This window comes from Xanthobacter pollutisoli, assembly GCF_040044995.1.
Lineage (GTDB): Bacteria > Pseudomonadota > Alphaproteobacteria > Rhizobiales > Xanthobacteraceae > Xanthobacter.
Window position 1 is genome coordinate 486,594 of sequence record NZ_JBDZDP010000001.1, and the last position, 16,941, is coordinate 503,534.

The 16,941-nt window shown below is 68.6% G+C and carries 21 protein-coding genes; 14 read left to right on the forward strand and 7 right to left on the reverse strand.

Going from position 1 to position 16,941, the window contains the following annotated elements; genetic code table 11:
• Positions 1 to 32: 32 nt before the first annotated feature.
• A complete protein-coding gene (locus tag ABLE93_RS02310; RefSeq protein ID WP_348837656.1) occupies positions 33 to 491 on the reverse strand; it encodes an acyl-CoA thioesterase in 459 nt (152 codons plus the stop codon).
• Between the two features lie 78 nt (positions 492 to 569).
• A complete protein-coding gene (locus tag ABLE93_RS02315) occupies positions 570 to 1,472 on the reverse strand; it encodes a methyltransferase domain-containing protein (protein WP_348837658.1) in 903 nt (300 codons plus the stop codon).
• Between the two features lie 202 nt (positions 1,473 to 1,674).
• Here ABLE93_RS02315 and ABLE93_RS02320 point away from each other — a divergent pair, with 202 nt between their 5' ends.
• Together ABLE93_RS02320 and ABLE93_RS02325 are read left to right on the forward strand one after the other, a co-directional pair.
• The gene (locus tag ABLE93_RS02320) at positions 1,675 to 2,937 is read left to right on the forward strand and encodes a glycerate kinase type-2 family protein (RefSeq protein ID WP_348837659.1); all 1,263 of its coding nucleotides are present in this window, start codon (positions 1,675 to 1,677) and stop codon (positions 2,935 to 2,937) included.
• Between the two features lie 270 nt (positions 2,938 to 3,207).
• Positions 3,208 to 3,831 (forward strand): GNAT family N-acetyltransferase, encoded by a 624-nt coding sequence (locus tag ABLE93_RS02325; protein WP_348837660.1) that lies wholly within the window; start codon positions 3,208 to 3,210, stop codon positions 3,829 to 3,831.
• Positions 3,832 to 3,933: 102 nt separating this feature from the next.
• Here ABLE93_RS02325 and ABLE93_RS02330 read toward each other — a convergent pair whose 3' ends face one another.
• Positions 3,934 to 4,263 (reverse strand): SMR family transporter, encoded by a 330-nt coding sequence (locus tag ABLE93_RS02330; protein WP_348837661.1) that lies wholly within the window; start codon positions 4,261 to 4,263, stop codon positions 3,934 to 3,936.
• A gap of 157 nt (positions 4,264 to 4,420) precedes the next feature.
• On the opposite strand from ABLE93_RS02330, the gene ABLE93_RS02335 reads away from it, so the two are divergent.
• From ABLE93_RS02335 to ABLE93_RS02365, 7 genes are all read left to right on the forward strand, one after another.
• Positions 4,421 to 4,975, forward strand: a complete 555-nt coding sequence (locus ABLE93_RS02335) for a PaaI family thioesterase (RefSeq protein WP_348837662.1) — start codon at positions 4,421 to 4,423, stop codon at positions 4,973 to 4,975.
• Positions 4,975 to 5,688: a DNA/RNA nuclease SfsA gene (sfsA, locus tag ABLE93_RS02340; RefSeq protein WP_348837664.1), complete on the forward strand. Its 714-nt coding sequence runs from the start codon at positions 4,975 to 4,977 to the stop codon at positions 5,686 to 5,688. Before ABLE93_RS02335 ends, sfsA begins: the two co-directional genes overlap by 1 nt.
• A gap of 75 nt (positions 5,689 to 5,763) precedes the next feature.
• Complete coding sequence (locus ABLE93_RS02345) at positions 5,764 to 6,768, forward strand: L,D-transpeptidase (RefSeq protein ID WP_348837665.1); 1,005 nt, start codon at positions 5,764 to 5,766, stop codon at positions 6,766 to 6,768.
• A complete protein-coding gene (mepA, locus tag ABLE93_RS02350; RefSeq protein ID WP_348837667.1) occupies positions 6,768 to 7,673 on the forward strand; it encodes a penicillin-insensitive murein endopeptidase in 906 nt (301 codons plus the stop codon). The genes ABLE93_RS02345 and mepA overlap by 1 nt, the downstream gene beginning before the upstream one ends.
• 146 nt (positions 7,674 to 7,819) lie before the next feature.
• On the forward strand, positions 7,820 to 8,101 hold the full coding sequence (locus ABLE93_RS02355) for an HdeA/HdeB family chaperone (protein WP_348837668.1): 282 nt from the start codon (positions 7,820 to 7,822) through the stop codon (positions 8,099 to 8,101).
• A 142-nt stretch (positions 8,102 to 8,243) separates the two neighbouring features.
• Positions 8,244 to 9,155 (forward strand): alpha/beta fold hydrolase, encoded by a 912-nt coding sequence (locus ABLE93_RS02360; protein WP_348837669.1) that lies wholly within the window; start codon positions 8,244 to 8,246, stop codon positions 9,153 to 9,155.
• Entirely contained in the window at positions 9,152 to 9,502 is a 351-nt protein-coding gene (locus ABLE93_RS02365) for a hypothetical protein (protein ID WP_348837670.1), read from the forward strand. The genes ABLE93_RS02360 and ABLE93_RS02365 overlap by 4 nt, the downstream gene beginning before the upstream one ends.
• Positions 9,503 to 9,534: 32 nt before the next feature.
• Here the strand turns inward: ABLE93_RS02365 and ABLE93_RS02370 are convergent, their stop codons facing one another.
• From ABLE93_RS02370 to biuH, 4 genes are all read right to left on the reverse strand, one after another.
• Positions 9,535 to 9,840 carry a hypothetical protein gene (locus ABLE93_RS02370; RefSeq protein ID WP_348837671.1) on the reverse strand — a complete coding sequence of 102 codons (306 nt, stop codon included), beginning with the start codon at positions 9,838 to 9,840 and terminating at the stop codon, positions 9,535 to 9,537.
• A 48-nt stretch (positions 9,841 to 9,888) separates the two neighbouring features.
• A complete protein-coding gene (locus tag ABLE93_RS02375; RefSeq protein ID WP_348837672.1) occupies positions 9,889 to 10,353 on the reverse strand; it encodes a hypothetical protein in 465 nt (154 codons plus the stop codon).
• A 189-nt stretch (positions 10,354 to 10,542) separates the two neighbouring features.
• Positions 10,543 to 12,342, reverse strand: a complete 1,800-nt coding sequence (locus ABLE93_RS02380; protein ID WP_348837673.1) for a sulfatase family protein — start codon at positions 12,340 to 12,342, stop codon at positions 10,543 to 10,545.
• An 84-nt stretch (positions 12,343 to 12,426) separates the two neighbouring features.
• A complete protein-coding gene (gene biuH, locus ABLE93_RS02385) occupies positions 12,427 to 13,107 on the reverse strand; it encodes a biuret amidohydrolase (RefSeq protein WP_348837675.1) in 681 nt (226 codons plus the stop codon).
• Positions 13,108 to 13,596: 489 nt separating this feature from the next.
• Between biuH and ABLE93_RS02390 the strand changes: the two genes are divergently transcribed.
• From ABLE93_RS02390 to ABLE93_RS02410, 5 genes are read left to right on the forward strand one after another with little or no spacing between them, the layout of a single operon-like run.
• Positions 13,597 to 14,364: an ABC transporter permease gene (locus ABLE93_RS02390; RefSeq protein WP_348837676.1), complete on the forward strand. Its 768-nt coding sequence runs from the start codon at positions 13,597 to 13,599 to the stop codon at positions 14,362 to 14,364.
• A gap of 33 nt (positions 14,365 to 14,397) precedes the next feature.
• On the forward strand, positions 14,398 to 15,396 hold the full coding sequence (locus ABLE93_RS02395; RefSeq protein WP_348837678.1) for an ABC transporter substrate-binding protein: 999 nt from the start codon (positions 14,398 to 14,400) through the stop codon (positions 15,394 to 15,396).
• Positions 15,393 to 16,229, forward strand: a complete 837-nt coding sequence (locus tag ABLE93_RS02400) for an ABC transporter ATP-binding protein (RefSeq protein WP_348837679.1) — start codon at positions 15,393 to 15,395, stop codon at positions 16,227 to 16,229. Before ABLE93_RS02395 ends, ABLE93_RS02400 begins: the two co-directional genes overlap by 4 nt.
• A complete protein-coding gene (locus ABLE93_RS02405; protein ID WP_348837680.1) occupies positions 16,226 to 16,639 on the forward strand; it encodes a hypothetical protein in 414 nt (137 codons plus the stop codon). The genes ABLE93_RS02400 and ABLE93_RS02405 overlap by 4 nt, the downstream gene beginning before the upstream one ends.
• Positions 16,636 to 16,938, forward strand: a complete 303-nt coding sequence (locus ABLE93_RS02410; protein ID WP_348837681.1) for an SH3-like domain-containing protein — start codon at positions 16,636 to 16,638, stop codon at positions 16,936 to 16,938. The genes ABLE93_RS02405 and ABLE93_RS02410 overlap by 4 nt, the downstream gene beginning before the upstream one ends.
• Positions 16,939 to 16,941 lie beyond the last annotated feature (3 nt).

Below are 16,941 nucleotides of genomic sequence, written 5' to 3' on the forward strand. Positions count from 1 at the left end.
CCCGCCGCCGGGGCATGCGCGTTTGATGGGCCTCAGACCGCGATCGTCAGCAGCAGCGCGCGTACCGGATCGGGGATGGGCACCGGGCGCTGGCTCGCCCGCTCCACATAGACGTGAACGAAATGCCCCTGCGCGGCCGCACTCGGATCCTCGCCCTGGAACAGGGCGATCTGGTAGCGGACCGAGGAGGTGCCGAGCTTCGTCACCCGAAGGCCGGCCATGACCGGCGCGGGATAGGTGAGGCTGCGGAAATAGACGCAGCGCGTCTCCACCACGAGACCGATCACCGGGCTCGTCTGCGGGTCCAGCAGCCCGGCCGAGACCAGGTGCTCGTTCACCACCGTGTCGAAATAGGAATAATAGACCACGTTGTTCACGTGGCCGTAGACGTCCACGTCCATCCAGCGCGTGGTGATGGGCAGAATGTGGCGGAAGCCGTCGATCGTCGCCGGCGCCTCGCGTCCCCCCGCCCCCTCAGCCTGTCCCGTCATCGCGCCTCTCCCCTCACGCATCTCGCAGCCCGCAGCCGATAGCGCTTTGCGGTCGGAAGGTGAAGGCCGGCGGAGTCCTTAGCCCGGCTCGTCGCCCGCCGGCGGCAGAGGCACCTCGCGCGCGCCGAGGGCGTCGGCGAGGCGCATCTTGGCCGAGCCGGGCCGCAAGGGCTTCTGCTGGCTCGGGTCCGGCGCCCAGCCGGAGAGGAACACGATCTCGAACGTGGCGCGCAGCTTGCCGTCGGGGTCGGAAAAGCGCTCGGCGTAGACCTCGGCGGCGCGCAGCAGGGTGGCCCGCCGCAACGGCACGCGGCGCCGCTCCACCAAGGGATTGGCGCCGCCCATGCGCCTCAGGTCGGCAAACAGCGTGAAGGGCGAGCCGTAGCGCACCACCACCCGGTCCACGTCGGTGACCGGCAAGGCGAAGCCGGCCCGCTGCAGCAGAGCACCGAGATCACGCACATCGGCGAACGGCGCCACCCGTGGCGAGATCCCGCCGGTGGTCTCGCTCTCGGCGATAGCGAAGGACTGCCGCAATTCGCCGAGGCTTCCACCGCCCAGCATGGCGGCGAGGAAGAGGCCGTCCGGCCGCAGGGCGCGGCGCAGCTGGGCCAGCACGCCCGGCAGATCATTGACCGATTGCAGGGCAAGGGCCGAGACCGCAAGATCCAGCGTCCCCTCGCCGAAGGGCACCGCCTCCTCGTCCGCCACCAGATCCGGCGCCGGCACGCCCGCAAGCAGCGGCGCAGCGCGGAAGAGACGCTCGACGGTGCCATGGCCGGCGAGCGCACGGCGCACCGCGTCGGTGGGCGTGCCGAGATCGAGTGCGGTGGCGAACTGCCGCTTCACCGCCGCGAGCCGGTCGGCGAGGTCTTCCGCCGCGCGCTCCAGCAGGAAGGGCTCAAGGCCGAGACGGGCGGCGCGACCAAGGCGGCGGCGCAGCAAAGGGCGGTCGAACACGAGGGGCGGAGCAGCGCTCATGGCCCCGATATAATGCCTCGCCCCGCGCCATGCACGCCCGTCGCCACCGGTCGCTGTCCCTCCGCCGACCCGCTGCGCGCATTAAAGCAGCCTTTCCCGCCGGCTTATTGATCGCTGGCCTGCGAGCCGCTACAGGCGGCACAGAGGAATAAGACTTTCGCCGCACAGGCGAGGCGGGAGAACGCCCCATGGAGACGAAGCGATGACGACGGCCCCTGCCCTGCCCAGCGACCGCGAAATCCTCGTCACTTTGTTCGATGCCGCCCTCGCCGCGGCATTGCCGGAGGGCAAGTTCAGGGACCGCCTGCCGGCGCCGCCCAAGGGGCGCACCATCGTCATCGGCGCAGGCAAGGCATCGGCCCGCATGGCGCGGGCCTTCGAGGAGGAATGGGGCCGCCCGTGCGAGGGCCTCATCGTGACACGCTATGGCCATGCCTGCGAGACCCGGCACATCGAGATCGTCGAGGCGGCCCACCCGGTGCCGGACCAGGCGGGACTTGATGCGGCGCGGCGCATCCTGGAGCTCGCCCGCAGCGCCGGGCCCGACGATCTCGTCGTGTGCCTCATGTCGGGCGGCGCCTCCTCCCTCCTCACCCTGCCGGCGGAGGGGCTGACCCTCGCCGACAAGCAGGCGCTGAACGCGGCGCTGCTGAAATCCGGCGCGCCCATCGGCGTCATGAACCGGGTGCGCAAATCCATGTCGGCCATCAAGGGGGGAAGGCTTGCGGCCGCCATCGCCCCGGCCCAGGCAGTGACCTACCTCATCTCCGACGTGCCGGGGGACGACCCGGCCGCCATCGGTTCGGGCCCCACCATCCCGGAAGCGTCCGACCCCGAGGCGGTGCTGGGCCTGATGCGCACCTGGGGCATCGCGGTGACTGACAAGCTGGAGGCGGTGATCCGCGCCAACACGGTGGCGGGCGATCCCATCCCCGGGCAGGAGGTGCACATGATCGCCACCCCGCTCATGGCACTGAAGGCGGCCGAGGAGAAGGCCACGGCGATGGGCCTCGCGGCGCTGATCCTTGGCGATGCCATCGAGGGCGAGGCGCGGGAGGCCGGCAACGTGTTCGCCGGCATCGCCCGCTCGGCGTCCGAGCACGGCCTGCCGGCGGCCGCGCCCTGCGTGCTGCTCTCGGGCGGCGAAACCACGGTGACGGTGCGCGGAAACGGGCGCGGCGGGCGGAGCGTGGAATTCCTGCTGTCGCTCGCCATCGCCCTCAAGGGGCGCGCCGGCGTGTCGGCCATCTCGTGCGACACCGATGGCGTCGACGGCACCGAGGACAATGCCGGAGCGTGGTTTGATTCGGGCCTGCTCGCCGCGGCGGCTGAGCGCGGGATGACGGCCGACGCCTTCCTCGCCAACAACGACGGCTACACCTTCTTCTCCACCCTGGACCGGCTGGTGGTGACCGGCCCGACGCTGACCAACGTCAACGATTTCCGGGCGATTCTCATCCGTTAGCCGAGCGCCGCCGCGAGGGGCGCACCCGACGGCAGGCGCGATGGGGCGCGATCAAGGCCAAGCCTCAATGCTGCGGCGCAGCAGCGCTGCACCAAGCGCATGGCTTACTTATTTCGTCTTATGTCAATGATTTAGGTCAATTCAAACGCTAAAACGGTAATCCCATGACCTATGCGTCAAGGTCAGCCGTATTGACCTTTGCTGCGATGCACATAAGTTCAGTCGCGGAGGAACCGGGGGGCTTTCCGACACGCCGTCTGGAGACCACTTATGACCGAACAGGTCGCACCGGGGATCATCCGCAAGCTGTGGACCGGGGAGTCCGGACTTTTCCGGGACCACCTCCTGAGGCTCGACACGGAGAGCCGCCGGTTCAGGTTCGGCTCTGCGGTATCTGCCGAATTCATCGAGCGCTACGCTTCGCGGGTGTTTCGCACCGGAGCCATCATTCACGGCTGCTTCGTGGATGGCGAGCTGCGCGCCGCCGCCGAGCTCTATCCCATGGGTGACGTGCTGCCTGGCGAGGCGGAAGCCGCCTTCAGCGTCGAAAGCGGCTACCAGAACCACGGGCTCGGCACGATCCTAATGGAGCGCGTGATACTGACCGCGCGCAATCGCGGCATCCGCTCGCTCTACATGAGCTGTCTCGCGCACAACCGGCGCATGCAGCAGATCGCCCGCAAGTTTGACGCCGACCTCACCTTCGACACCGACGAGGTGATGGCCGAATTGACCGCTCCCTTCCCCACCGCCCTGTCGCTGGCGCAGGAAGCCAGGGCCGATGCACAGGGCATGGCGGGCGCCGTCATCCAGGCGCAGCGCATGGCCACCGGCCGATTGTTCGACCTGCTGCTGCCGACTCCCCCCGTCGCGGCGGAGCTGGAGGCGAGCTGAAGACCAATCCCGTCTGCCCCGGACGCATGGAAGGGCGGCGCCGCAAGGCGTCGCCCTTTCCTTTTGGCGCGTCGGCGCCAAGCGCGTCTCAGGGGGCGCCCCTCAGTGGGCGACGCTCTTGGACATCAGGTTCACCACCAGCACCCCGGCGATGATGAGCCCCAGCCCGATCAGCGCGGGGAGATCCAGCTTCTGCCCGTGCAATACCCAGGCGATGGCCGCCACCAGCACGATGCCGACGCCCGACCAGATGGCATAGGCGATGCCGACCGGCAGCGTCCGCAGCGTCAGGGACAGGCAGAAGAAGGCGACGCCATATCCCGCCACGACGATGGCGGATGGCCCGAGGCGCGTGAAGCCCTCGGCGGATTTGAGCGCCGACGTGGCGATGACCTCCGCCACGATGGCGATGGCGAGATAGAAATAGCTCATTGTTGGCTGATGCCTCGGAGGGGAGCGCATGCGGAACCCGGCCCGATCCCGAGGCTGCCGCTGGCGGTAGAGAGGCGCGGCGCCCCCCTCCTGTCAACGGGCAAGCCGCGCCCCGCGCGGATGCGAAAAATGCGCGGCGGGCGGCGTTGGATGGGCTATGGTCAAGCCTTCCCGCCCCGTGATGCCCAGCCCGTCCATGACCGCCAGCGCCTTTTCTCCCTCCGATCCCGATTTTGAAGCCAAGGTGCGCGCGAGCTTCGCCCGCCAGCCCTTCATGGCCACCCTGGGCGCCAGGCTCGGCGCAGTGGCGGCCGGACGGGCGGAGGTGGTCCTTCCCTATGCCGAGGCGGTGACCCAGCAGCACGGCTTCTTTCACGGTGGCTCCATCGGCGCAATCGCCGACACCGCCGGGGGCTACGCCGCCTTCACCCTGTTCCCGCCGGACTCAACGGTGCTCACGGTGGAATACAAGATCAACATCATGGCGCCCGGCAAGGGCGAGCGGCTGGTGGCGGTGGGCGAGGTGACGCGCTCCGGCCGCACGCTCACCGTGGTGCGGGTGGATGTCTATGCTGAAGCGGGCGACTCCCGGATCCACTGCGCCACCGCCACCCAGACCCTTATCTGCCTGATGGGCAGAAGCGACACGAAGGCAAGCGACACGAAGGCAAGCGACACGAAGGCGGGTGATAGCGCGGCCGCCTCCGCCTGATGCGCTTCGCCACCCCCCTGCTGCCGGGCCGCCTCGTGCGGCGCTACAAGCGCTTCCTCGCCGACGTGGTGCTGGACGACGGCACCGAGACCACCGCGCACGTGGCCAATTCCGGCGCCATGCTGGGCCTCGACACGCCCGGTGCCCGCGTCTTCCTCTCGCGATCCTTGAACCCGGCCCGCAAGCTGGCGCTCAGCTGGGAACTGGTGGAGGCGGATTTCGGCGCCGGCCCGGAGCTGGTAGGCGTCAACACCATGCATCCCAATCTGCTGGTGGCGCAGGCCATCGCCGCGGGCGCGGTGCCGGCGCTCGCCGGTTACGCGCGGATGCGCCGCGAGGTGAAATACGGCCGCTCCAGCCGCATCGACATACAGCTGGAGGACGACGCCCGCCCCCTGTGCCTCGTGGAGGTGAAGAACGTGCACCTCATGCGCGCCGCGGGCCGCGCGGAGTTTCCCGACTGCGTCACCGCCCGCGGCGCCAAGCACTTGGACGAGCTGGCGCGCGAGGCGGCGCGCGGCAACCGGGCGGTGATGGTCTATATCAGCCAGATCGGTTCGGCCCGTTCCATCGGCCTCGCCCGCGATCTCGACCCCGGCTACGGCCGCGCCTTCGATCGCACGCGGGCGGCGGGCATCGAGGTCATCGGCCTCGTCTGCCGCATCACCCCCGAGGCCATCGAGGTGGCGGGCGAGGTCCCCATGACCGGATGATGCAACCGCTGCATGGACAGGGCGCCGCGACGCACCAATGATGGGACCGCTGCGATTCGCATCCGGGGATACCTCATGCCGCTTTTGCTCCGCCTCGACCGGCGCGGGACCTTGAAGCTTGCGACCGCGCTCGCCGGCGCACTCCTCGCCGACACGCTCCTGCCCGCCACGGCGGCGGACGACCCGGACCTTGCGGCCATCAAGGCGCTGAAGCCGGGCAGCTATGTGTGGTACCCCGAGCGCGCGCCGGACGGCTTCGTCGCCATCGTTGTCAACCTCAGCGATCAGCTCGCCTTCGTCTATCGCAACGGCGTGCGCATCGGCGCCTGCGCCGTGTCCACCGGCAAGGAGGGGCACGATACGCCCACCGGCGTCTTCACCATCCTGGAGAAGGACGTGGACCACCACTCCTCGCTCTATAACGACGCCTCCATGCCCTATACCGAGCGCCTCACATGGTCGGGCGTCGCGCTGCACGCGGGTGGGCTGCCGGGATATCCCTCGTCCCACGGGTGCATCCACCTGCCGCTGGAGTTTTCCAAGCTGGTCTTCGGCGTCACCCATATCGGCACGCCGGTCATCATCGCCGACGCCCATTCGGCGCCGGAGGACGTGCTGCATCCCGGCCTCATCATGAGCGAGGGCCTGGAGCAGCAGTTGGCGGTGGCCGCCACCGGCCAGGGTGCGCCCGCCGACGCGACCGCCGCGCCGGAGCCGGTCTCCATGGTGGTGAGCGGGGCGGACCGCACCATCACCGTGCTGCGCGGCGCCCAGACGGTGGTGCAGGGACCCGTGACCATCGCCGACCCGCAGGCGCCCCTCGGCAATCTTGTCTATGTGCTGATGAGCAGCGACGGCAGCGCGCCGCGCTGGAGCGCCATTTCCTACGAAGGCGCGGGCGTTGCGGCGGGACAGGCGCAGAAGGTGCTGGCCCGCATCAGCGTCGACCCCTCCATCAACAAGCAGGTGGCGGCGCTGGCGGTGCCGGGGGCGACCCTGTTCGTCACCGACCTGCCGGCTCATCCCGGCACGCGCAGCGATGGCGGCTTCGTGGTGATGGCGCAGAAGAGGACCAGCTGATGGCCGGCCCGGCGCCTCGCCTCCGCCAACTGCTGCTGGCGCTGCCGCTGCTGGCACTGGCCGCCACCGGCGCGGCCGGGCAATCGGCACCGAGAAGCGCCGCGCCGGTGCCGGCGAAGGAATTGTTCGGCCGCGTCGCCACCCCCGCGGCGCTCGCTCCCCGCGCCATCGGCTTCTATTCCAAGGGCTGCCTTGCTGGCGGCACGGCGCTGGCGGTGAACGGGCCGAGCTGGCAGGTGATGCGCCTGTCGCGCAACCGCAACTGGGGCCATCCGGACCTCATCGATTTCATGGAGCGCTTCGCCGCCGAGGTGCCGAAGGTGTCGTCCTGGCCGGGCATCCTGGTGGGCGACATGGCACAGCCGCGCGGCGGCCCCATGCTCACCGGACACGCCTCCCACCAGATCGGCCTCGATGCGGACATCTGGCTCACCCCGAGTCCCGGCCGCGAGCTGACCCGCGAGGAGCGCGAGAAGATCTCCGCCACCGTGATGGTGCGCGCGGACCGCCGCGACATCGACCCGGCGAACTGGCAGCCCGACCACTGGAAGGTGGTCCGCGCCGCCGCCGTCGACCCGCGGGTCGAGCGCATCTTCGTCAACGCGGCCATCAAGAAGGCGCTGTGCCGCGATGCGCGGGGCGACCGTGGCTTCCTCGCGAAGGTGCGGCCCTATTGGGGCCACGACTACCACATGCACGTCCGCCTCACCTGCCCGGCCGCGAGCCCCGACTGCCGCCCGCAGGAAGCGCCGCCGAGCGGGGAGGGCTGCGGCTCGGAGCTCGACTGGTGGTTCACCGATGAGGTGCTCCATCCCAAGCCCGAAAAAGAGCCGGCAAAGCCGAAGCCGCCGCTCACCCTCGCCGATCTGCCGGGCGCGTGCGTGCAGGTGCTGGACGCCCGCTAGGTCAACGCACAGACGGCTTCTGACATCGCGAGATCTTGCGCAAGCCGGCGGCGGCCTGCCTGCGGCCGCGCTGGCGCTTGCGCAAGCCGCGGGGCATGATGCCCCCCACAGGCCGCCAAGGCCGGACATGGGATGGGGAGGACCAGATGAGACACCTGATCGTGGCGGTTGCGCTCATGGCCGGCATGGGTTCGGCCGCAGCGGACAAATGGGACCTGTCCACCATGACGTGCCAGCAGTTCCTGCAGGCCGACAAGCCGACGATCACCATCATCCTGACCTGGCTGGACGCGTATTATAAGGACGAGGACGCCCCGCCGGTGATCGACACCGACAAGTTCGTGAAGAATGCGGAGAAGCTGGGCGCCTTCTGCGCCACCTCCCCCAACCTCGGCCTCATCACCGCCGCCGACGAGGTGTTCGACTGAGCGGCGGCCGCCGCCCCGCGCCGCCGCAGCGCGTGCCCCGGACCTTTTTCCCGCGGTACAGATTGTCTCTGACATCCCTCTAGCGCCGGACCCGCCGGCGCCCGCCCCGCCGTCTGCGCGGGCCAGCGCACAGGAGAAGCGCATGTCCGACCTCTCCGACCTCTTCCCCGGCTTTGCCTCCCAATATGTGGACACGAAGGCGGGCCGCATCTTCCTGCGCCATGGCGGCACGGGATCGCCCCTGCTGCTGCTGCACGGCTTTCCGCAGAGTCATGTCATGTGGCACCGCGTGGCGCCCAAGCTGGCGGAGCGCCATACCCTCGTCATTCCCGATCTGCCCGGCTACGGCTGGAGCGCGGCGCCGGAGGGCGGGGCCGACCACGCGCCCTATTCCAAGCGCGCCATGGCCGCCGCCATGGTGGAGGTGATGGAGGACCTGGGCTACGCCCATTTCTCCCTCATGGGCCACGACCGCGGCGCCCGCGCGGCCTACCGCCTCGGCCTCGACCACCCCGGCCGGCTCGACCGGCTGGTGGTGCTCGATATCGTGCCGACCTATGTGATGTGGCACCGCATGGACCGGGCGCGCGCGCTGCAGGTCTACCACTGGTCCATGCTGGCCCAGCCCAAGCCCCTGCCAGAGCGGCTGGTGGGCGGGAATCCCGCCTGGTTCCTGGACTGGACCATGGCGAGCTGGACGGCGACGAAGGACCTCTCCCCCTTCGACCCGCGCGCCATGGCCTATTACCGCGCCGCCATCGGCTCGCCCGACCGGCTGCACGCCATGTGCGAGGACTATCGCGCCGGCGCCACCATCGATCTCGCCCATGACGAGGCCGACATCGCCGCCGGCCGCACCCTCTCCTGCCCGCTCTTCGCTCTGTGGGGCTCGGGCGGCATTCCGAGCCGGGGCGCGAGCCCGCTGGACGCATGGGCGGCGCTGGCGCCGAAGCTTTCGGGCGTGGCGGTGGAGTGCGGGCACTTCGTCGCCGAGGAGGCCCCGCAGGCCGTGCTCAGCGCGGTGATGCCCTTCCTCGCCGAGGGACGGGAATGATCGGCCCGCCTGCGAGCCGCCCGGGTGCCTGCCTCATCGCCCTGCTCGCCACTTGCACGGGCGCGGCGGCCGCCGAGAGCATCGTCGGCACCTGGGCGACGCCGGGCCGGTGCGGGCGGCCGCTCTCCACCATCGTGGTCGAGCCCATGGGACTTTCCGGCGAGGATTTCTTCTGCGAGTTCCACTCCGTCTCGCGCGCCGGCGACGCCGTGCGCTGGCGCGGCACCTGCACCTATGGGGTGGATGCGGAAAAGACCACCGTCACCGCCCGCCTCGCCAAGGGGCAGCTGCGCTACCAGATGAACCGGGACGGCTGGAACGGCCCGCTCCAGCGCTGCCCGAACTAGGCTGCGCAAGCGCGCGCCGTACGCGTCCGGCTTCACTCCACCGCAAGGCGCTCGGCGAGTTCGGTCACGTCGTCCCAGTCGAGATGATGACCGCCGTCGGTGGTCTCCACGTCGAGCCCCTGCTCGGTGACCGCTGCGGAGAATTCCACGTCGCTGCCCACCGGGCTGAGATAGATGGCATCCGTCCGCCGCCAGTCGAAGGCGACGGCGGTGAACGCGCGCGAGAGGGTCCGGCCCTCTTCCAGGGTCAGATCGAAATACGCGCGTTCACTCAACATCATGCGCAGCATGTCGCCAAGCATCCGATGCGGCACGCGCTTGACCAGGGGATAGCTCATGGATCCTCGCTCGTTCCCGCACCTTCATGCCCCGGCACCCGCACGGGCTCAGACCTGCCGCACGTCCTCGGGCTTGGCGATGAACTCCAGCCGGTCCATCTGGTCGAAGTCCGCCAGCGGCACCTCGAACACGAAGCGGTTGGGGTACCAGAAGCTGGCATAGGGCAGGAACAGGCTGGTAGAGGAGAGGCTCGCCAACGGCTGGGCGCCGGCGAACAGCTCCGCGTCAAACCCGACGCCGGCGGTCGGCGCCACGGTGTCGTCGCCGAACACCTCGAACTGGATGAACACCTTGGCGGTCGGAATCCCGCCCTCTGCCGTCTTGATGGCAGTGATGCGCAGGTCCTGGAAGCGACGCCCGATCTTGCCGTCCGCCAGAAGCTGCATGAACTCGTGGGCGCGACCCTTCTTGACCTCGGGGGTGTCGCCCGGCGGCACGCCCAGATCGGCCAGCCCGGCGGGCTTCGCAGGGGCGAGGGTCACGACGGTGCGGGTTTCTTGCAAGGTGGGCAAGATCGGCTCCTTGTAGCGTTCAACGTTGGAAACCCGACGCAAAAGCCGGGTTCGCACGCCACAAGGCATAATGCGCGCCAACCCGCGAGCGCCGCCGGGCGCCCGTGCAACGTCCTAAAACGAAAGGATTTTCCCTCCGCGGCGCGGCAGCGCGTGTGGCGCATACCCGCCAGCGTCCCCCGCCTCGGATCAGCGCTGGCTGGGCGGAGGGAAGAACCATTTGCCGTCGCGCAGCGGCAGGAACGCGCCGTCGTCCACGCCCACCTCTTCGGCGATGCGCGCGTTCATCTTGTCGTTCATCGCCATGACGAGGTCGCGCGCGCCGCCGGTCGCGGCGAGGTTGCGCGTCTCGTTCGGGTCGGCATGGAGATCGTAGAGTTCCAGATCGTTGTTGGCGGCCAGCGCCTCATAGGTGGTCGGGGTGTTGAAGCCGAGCGGCGCGAAATAGCGGCTGAAGCGGTAGCGCCCGTCGAACACGCTGCGGATGGCGCAGCGCTGGTGGAAGTCCGGCTCGTATTGCAGCATCCACGCCCCCTTCTGCGGCCTGGGGATGCTGTCGTCGTGGATCACCTTCTCCGCCCGCGCGATCCACTTGGCGTCCTGGAACAGCAGCATGTTGTAGTTGAACAGGGCGGCGGGGCGCAGCGCATCGAAGCCGGCGGACTGCGGGGCGCGCAGCAAAATCGAGAAATCCCGGCCCGGAAGCCCGGCGGCTGACGCCTTCACCGCCTCGGGCGCCGCTCCCGTGAGCGCCAGGAGGGTCGGAGCGAGATCGACCTGCGATGTCACCGCCCGGCACGCGCCGCCGCCGGGAAGGGCGGGATGCACCACCATGAGGGGCAAATGGTTCTGCTCCCGGTATGTGCTGTTGCCCTTGCCGCGCATCTGGTGGGCGCCTCCCAGCTCGCCGTGGTCGGCGGTGAAGACGATGATGGTGCGCTCGGCCTGCCCGCTCTCGCGCAGCGCGTCGAGCACAGCGACCACCTGCCGGTCGCAATCGCGGATGCAGTTGAAGTAATAGTCGCGCAGGACCCGCCAGCGGCGGTCCTCGTCCGGCCACTGCCCCACCAGCACATCCTGCACCGCCTGGTAGATCTGCTGCGCCGCCGGACGGCCCGGACTGTCGAAGGGCTGGCTGCGCGTCGGCGGCAGAGGCACGTCGTCCCAGGTGGCGCGGTAGATCTCGTCTTTGGGCGGGCGGGCGATCTTCATCGCCGAATACGTGCCCTGTACCGTCTCTCCCGGCCGGTCCGAATTGATATACATGACATCGTGCGGATTGACGAAATTGACCGCAAGATACCAGGGCGTGCCCGCCTCCCCGAGCTCCAGCCCCCTTGTGCGCAGCCACCGCGACGCGAAGGCGGTGGTGGCCTCGTCGTAATTGTAGCCGCCCAGCGTGGTGTCGGTGACGTCGCCGAAGCCGAAGAAGTCCTTGAAGCCGTAGGTTTCGATGATCTTGCGATACTGCCCCATGGGGGCGTCCACGGCATCGTCGACCGTGTCGAGATTGACGCTCAGGTGCCATTTGCCCTGGTAGGCCGCGTGGTAGCCGAGGTCCGCGAGACGATGGCCGATGGTCTTCACCTCGGTCGACATGTCCGCCTGCCACGGCGAGTTGGCGTTGTCGAAGATCTTCGTGTGCTGGATATGCTGGCCGGTATAGAGGGTGGAGCGCGCGGGCGAGCAGACGCAGGACGCCGCCTGGTGGTTCAGGAAGCTGGTGCCGTTCTTGCGGATCCATTCGCGCCCCGGCACCGGGAAGGGCCAGCGCTCGAAGAAGTGCTCCTGGTCCACGAGAATGAAGAGGATGTTGTAGCCGCCGGCGGGCGGCTCGTGGGCGCGGGGGCCCGCGCCCACCGCAGGGCCCTGCGCCGCCGCTGCGGCGGGAAGAAGCTGCGCACCGATGAGGGCGGCCCCGCCGCCGATGACGGCGCGGCGCCCGGGGTCCTGAATGTCGGCGCCGGAACCCGTCTTGCGATCGCCCATGCCGCAAAGCCTCCGGCCGTGATGGCCGCGCTCATGCTTGCACAGGTACGGAGCCGCGGGTAGAGGCGCCGGAAACCCGCGGCGTCAGGCCGGCAGCCGGCTGATGAGATCGCCGGACCCGGCGACGGCGCCGAAGACGCCGCCCTGCATCTTCACCATCTTGATCGCAGCGGCATGGTTGCCGGCATCGGTGGCGCCGCAGCAATCCTCCAGCAGCAGGCACTCGAACCCGCGGTCGTTGGCCTCGCGCATGGTGGTGTGCACGCACACGTCCGTGGTGATCCCGGTGAGGATGAGATTGCGGATGCCGCGCGTGCGCAGGATCATCTCCAGGTCGGTGGCGCAGAAGGAGCCCTTGCCCGGCTTGTCGATGACGATCTCGCCCGGCAGCGGCGCCAGCTCCGGCACGATCTCCCACCCCGGCTCGCCGCGCACCAGCACCTTGCCGCAAGGGCCGGGATCGCCGATGCCGGCGCCGATCTGGCGCGAGCGCCAGCGCTTGTTCTCCGGCAGGTCGGACAGATCCGGCCGATGGCCCTCGCGGGTGTGGATGATCCAGTAGCCGGCGGCGCGCATGGCCGCGAGCACGCGGGAGATGGGCTCCAGCGGCGCACGGGTGAGGGAGATGTCGTACCCCATCGCATCCACATAGCCCCCAGGCCCGCAGAAATCGGTCTGCATGTCGATGACGACGAGGGCGGTGTCCTTCGGCGAGATCACGCCGTCGAAGGGCCAGGCGTAGGGGTCGGCGTCGATGAAAGGCACGTGTTTCCTCCGGACTGACGGCGCGCGCAACCGTGGCGCCCCACGCCCGGGGCAAGATGCGGGCCGATCCTCGGGGTTCAACGAAAAGCACGATATTTCAGCTTGTTGCGCGTGGAAGGCCAGGAAATCCACAGCGAAAGGCTCACCGACAAAACGCCGGAATGCATACACTCGTAGTGCATTTGCATAAAAAATATTCAATTCTAGCCTAATCGTAGTGATCGAGAGGGGAGGCCTGTACACGGAATGGTTTCGGCCTCGGGGATTTCCAAATTCTCTGGCATCCCTTGGCACGGTTCAACCCACGCAGATGGCGTACTAATCGCGCCGTACTTTGATGCCCCTCCCGGGGTTTTTGGCACCCGCCTTGCGTACATCCAACACAGCGTCGCGCGCGGCAGACTTTCGGAGCACCGCCGGCGAGCGATGATTGAGGCCGATACCACGCGTATGCAAACGCACATTAATGCGCATTAAATAGGCAGATTTATGCACGCAGACATTTCGGGATGGCGCCGCTGGGCCTTCATGGCCATTGGTCCTTTGGCCCTGTTCCTCATCTGGTACGCGGTGTTCGTGATGGGGCTGGTGACGCCGAAGCTCCTGCCCTCCCCCGTGCGCACGCTGCAATCGGTGTGGGAGAATCTCGGCGAGGGCCTTGGCCAGGACTTCGGCTTCACCCTGAAGCGCACTCTGCACGCTTTCGGCATCGCGGCGGTCCTCGGCGTGCCGCTGGGCATCGTCATCGGCGCCAGCGAGAAGCTCTACCGGTCGGTGGAGTTTCTCATCGATTTCTTCCGCTCGACACCGGCGACGGCCATGTTCCCGCTGTTCATGATCATCTTCGGCCTCGGCGACTTCTCCAAGGTCTCGGTCGCGGCCTTCGCGGCCTTTCTGGTGATCCTGTTCAACGTGGCCCACGGGGTGATGCACTCGCGGCCCACCCGCGTGCTCGCCGCCCGCGTCATGGGCGCCTCGCGCCTGCGCGTGTTCAAGGACGTGATGTTCTACGAGAGCCTGCCACAGACTTTCGTCGGGCTGCGCACCGGTATTTCGATGGCGCTGGTGGTGATCGTGGTGGCCGAGATGTTCATCGGCTCCGACAACGGCCTCGGCAAGCGCATCATCGACAGCCAGATCACCTTCGACCTGCCGCAGCTCTACGGCACCATCCTGGTGTCTGGCGTCCTCGGCTACGGCCTCAACCTGCTTTTCCTCGCCGCCGAGAAGCTCCTGGTCCACTGGGCCGGCCGCTGATCTCCCCCCGCTCCCCGTGTGAAGGACCCGACCATGACCTCCCGCCGCACTTTCATCCTGGGCGCCGGCGCCGCGACGCTCGCCGCCTCCGCCACCTTGCCCCGGCCGCTGCGCGCCCAGCCGAAGGAGAAGGTGGTGGTCTCCTGGCTGCCCATCATGCAGAGCTTCGCCTATTACGTGGCGCTGGAGCAGAAGCTGTTCGAGAAGCGCGGCATCGAGATCGAATCCGTCCGCTTCCAGGCGCCCAACCAGATCATCGATTCCCTCGTCTCCGGCCGCGCCGACGCCGGCGCGCCGGGCGCTGCGGCCGGCATCGCGGTGATTGCCGAAACGCAGTTTCCCGGCACCTTCAAGGTGTTCGGCCTCCAGGGCGGCGGCATCAAGGTGAACCGCATCAATGACGCCCTGATCGTCGCCAACAATTCCCCGATCGCCACCTTCGCCGATCTGAAGGGCAAGTCGCTGGGCCATCTGCCCGGCATCCAGTGGCGCACCCTGTCGCGCTACATGGTGCGCAAGGCCGGCCTCGACCCGGACAAGGACGTGCGGCTGGTGGAGCTCGCGGTGGGCCTCCAGGTTCAGGCGGTGATCGCCGGCACGGTGGACGCCACCTTGTCCCTGGAGCCGGTGGGCTCCATCGCCGTCGCCTTGGGCGAGGCCAAGCGCGCCATCACCAATCCCATGTCGCTGGCGGTCTACGATCCCTTCTACTCGGGCGTGTCGCTGCTCACCACGAAGTTCATCAAGGAGCGGCCCAAGGTGGCCAAGGCCTTCGTGGAAGCGCTCGACGAGGCCACCATCATGGCCGAGAAGAACTACACCTCCCTGCGCACCATCCTGCCCGCCTACACCGCGGTGAAGCCCGACCAGGTGGAGATCGTCGCGCAGCCCTATCTGCGGCCCTGGACCGAGCTGAACGAGACCGATCTCACGTCCTACCAGACGTTCGTGAACGTCTTCCGCTCCGAGGGCGCGCTGAAGCAGGACTTCGACATCAAGCCCTTCATCCTGAAGCCGTCGGATCTCGCATGAGCGCGACGCCGACCGCCGCGGCGCCGGCGGGGGAGCACGCTCCCCTGCCCGACCTCACCTGGTTCGCGCCCGGCACCCACATCACCATCCGTGGGCTCACCAAGACGTTCCGCGGCAACCCGGTCTATGCCGGCTTCGACATCGACTTCCCCCGCGGCGACATCGTCTCCATCTTCGGGCCGAACGGCTGCGGGAAGTCGACGCTCATCAACATGATCTCCGGCATCCTGCCGTTCGATGGCGGGCAGATCCTGTTCGACGGCAAGACCATCGCGGAGACGCGCATCGGCTACGTCTTCCAGAACTATCGCGAGGCGCTGTTTCCCTGGCAGCGCGCCATCGACAACATCCATTATCCGCTGAAGATGATGGGCGTGCCAAAGGCCGAGCGGGCGCAGCGCATCGAGAAGCTGGTCGCCCAGTTCGACCTCAAGTTCGACCTGAACCGCTATCCGTACGAGATGTCGGGCGGCCAGCAGCAGACCGTCTCCATCATGCGCGCGCTGGTGGTGGAGCCGGAGGTGCTGTTCCTCGACGAGCCCTTCTCGGCGCTCGATTACGAGATGACGCTGATGATGCGCGACCTGCTGCAGAAGGTCCTGGCAGAAACGCGCACCACCACCCTCCTCGTCAGCCACGACCTGGAAGAGGCGGTCTATCTCTCCGACCGCCTGCTGCTGCTCACCCGCCGCCCCTCGCGGATCGCCGAATACATGGAGATCCCCTTGCCTCGGCCGCGCAATTCCGAGACCATCTCGGACCCGCGCTTCGTGCGTCTCAAGGCGCATGCGCTGGACGTGTTCCAGAAGGCCGTGAGGACCAGCGCCCCATGAGTGCCGAAGACCCCGCCGCCCCCGCACCGCCCGACGGCCCCTATCGCGGCTATCACGACATCGGCGGCCGTCCCGCCGGCCCCGTGGCGCGGGACGAATACGCCTTCGCCGACTGGCAGAAGCTCTCCGAGGCGCTGCGCGGCGCGCTGGAGGCGAAGGGGCGCCTGGTATCCCTCGACGAGATCCGCCGCGTCTTCGAGAGCTTCGGCGAAGGCCTCTACAACACGCTCGGCTTCTACGAGCGCCGGGCGGAGGCGCTCACCGTCCTGCTCGACGAGAAGGGCATCGTGCCCCGCGCCGCCGTGCTGGCGCGCATGGACGCCATCGCCGCCACGGAGTGCCGCGCGGTGGACCACGTCGCGAAATCCGTCGGGCCGAAGGCCGGCGACGGACCGGACGGCGCGCGGTGAGCCGCTTCGCGCCGGGCGACCGGGTTCAGATCCTCGACCTCGGCAAGCCGGGGCATGTGCGCATCCCCTGGTACGTGCGCCACAAGACCGGCGTGGTGGAGCGCCATTGCGGCGCATATCCCAATCCCGAGGAACTGGCGGTGGCACGGCCGGGCCTGCCCGCCATCGACCTCTATCGCGTCCGCCTCGACCAGCGCGACCTCTGGCCCGACTATGCCGGTGCCGCCGAGGATACGCTGGAAATCGAGGTTTACGACCACTGGCTGGCGCCGGCGGCCGACCCATCGGCGAAGGACTGACGA

Coding starts and splice junctions, on each gene's coding strand:
- ABLE93_RS02310 (WP_348837656.1), bottom strand. CDS start 491: ATGACGGGACAGGCTGAGGGGGCGGGGGGACGCGAGGCGCCGGCGACG.
- ABLE93_RS02315 (WP_348837658.1), bottom strand. CDS start 1,472: ATGAGCGCTGCTCCGCCCCTCGTGTTCGACCGCCCTTTGCTGCGCCGC.
- ABLE93_RS02320 (WP_348837659.1), top strand. CDS start 1,675: ATGACGACGGCCCCTGCCCTGCCCAGCGACCGCGAAATCCTCGTCACT.
- ABLE93_RS02325 (WP_348837660.1), top strand. CDS start 3,208: ATGACCGAACAGGTCGCACCGGGGATCATCCGCAAGCTGTGGACCGGG.
- ABLE93_RS02330 (WP_348837661.1), bottom strand. CDS start 4,263: ATGAGCTATTTCTATCTCGCCATCGCCATCGTGGCGGAGGTCATCGCC.
- ABLE93_RS02335 (WP_348837662.1), top strand. CDS start 4,421: ATGGTCAAGCCTTCCCGCCCCGTGATGCCCAGCCCGTCCATGACCGCC.
- sfsA (WP_348837664.1), top strand. CDS start 4,975: ATGCGCTTCGCCACCCCCCTGCTGCCGGGCCGCCTCGTGCGGCGCTAC.
- ABLE93_RS02345 (WP_348837665.1), top strand. CDS start 5,764: ATGCCGCTTTTGCTCCGCCTCGACCGGCGCGGGACCTTGAAGCTTGCG.
- mepA (WP_348837667.1), top strand. CDS start 6,768: ATGGCCGGCCCGGCGCCTCGCCTCCGCCAACTGCTGCTGGCGCTGCCG.
- ABLE93_RS02355 (WP_348837668.1), top strand. CDS start 7,820: ATGAGACACCTGATCGTGGCGGTTGCGCTCATGGCCGGCATGGGTTCG.
- ABLE93_RS02360 (WP_348837669.1), top strand. CDS start 8,244: ATGTCCGACCTCTCCGACCTCTTCCCCGGCTTTGCCTCCCAATATGTG.
- ABLE93_RS02365 (WP_348837670.1), top strand. CDS start 9,152: ATGATCGGCCCGCCTGCGAGCCGCCCGGGTGCCTGCCTCATCGCCCTG.
- ABLE93_RS02370 (WP_348837671.1), bottom strand. CDS start 9,840: ATGAGCTATCCCCTGGTCAAGCGCGTGCCGCATCGGATGCTTGGCGAC.
- ABLE93_RS02380 (WP_348837673.1), bottom strand. CDS start 12,342: ATGGGCGATCGCAAGACGGGTTCCGGCGCCGACATTCAGGACCCCGGG.
- ABLE93_RS02390 (WP_348837676.1), top strand. CDS start 13,597: ATGCACGCAGACATTTCGGGATGGCGCCGCTGGGCCTTCATGGCCATT.
- ABLE93_RS02395 (WP_348837678.1), top strand. CDS start 14,398: ATGACCTCCCGCCGCACTTTCATCCTGGGCGCCGGCGCCGCGACGCTC.
- ABLE93_RS02400 (WP_348837679.1), top strand. CDS start 15,393: ATGAGCGCGACGCCGACCGCCGCGGCGCCGGCGGGGGAGCACGCTCCC.
- ABLE93_RS02405 (WP_348837680.1), top strand. CDS start 16,226: ATGAGTGCCGAAGACCCCGCCGCCCCCGCACCGCCCGACGGCCCCTAT.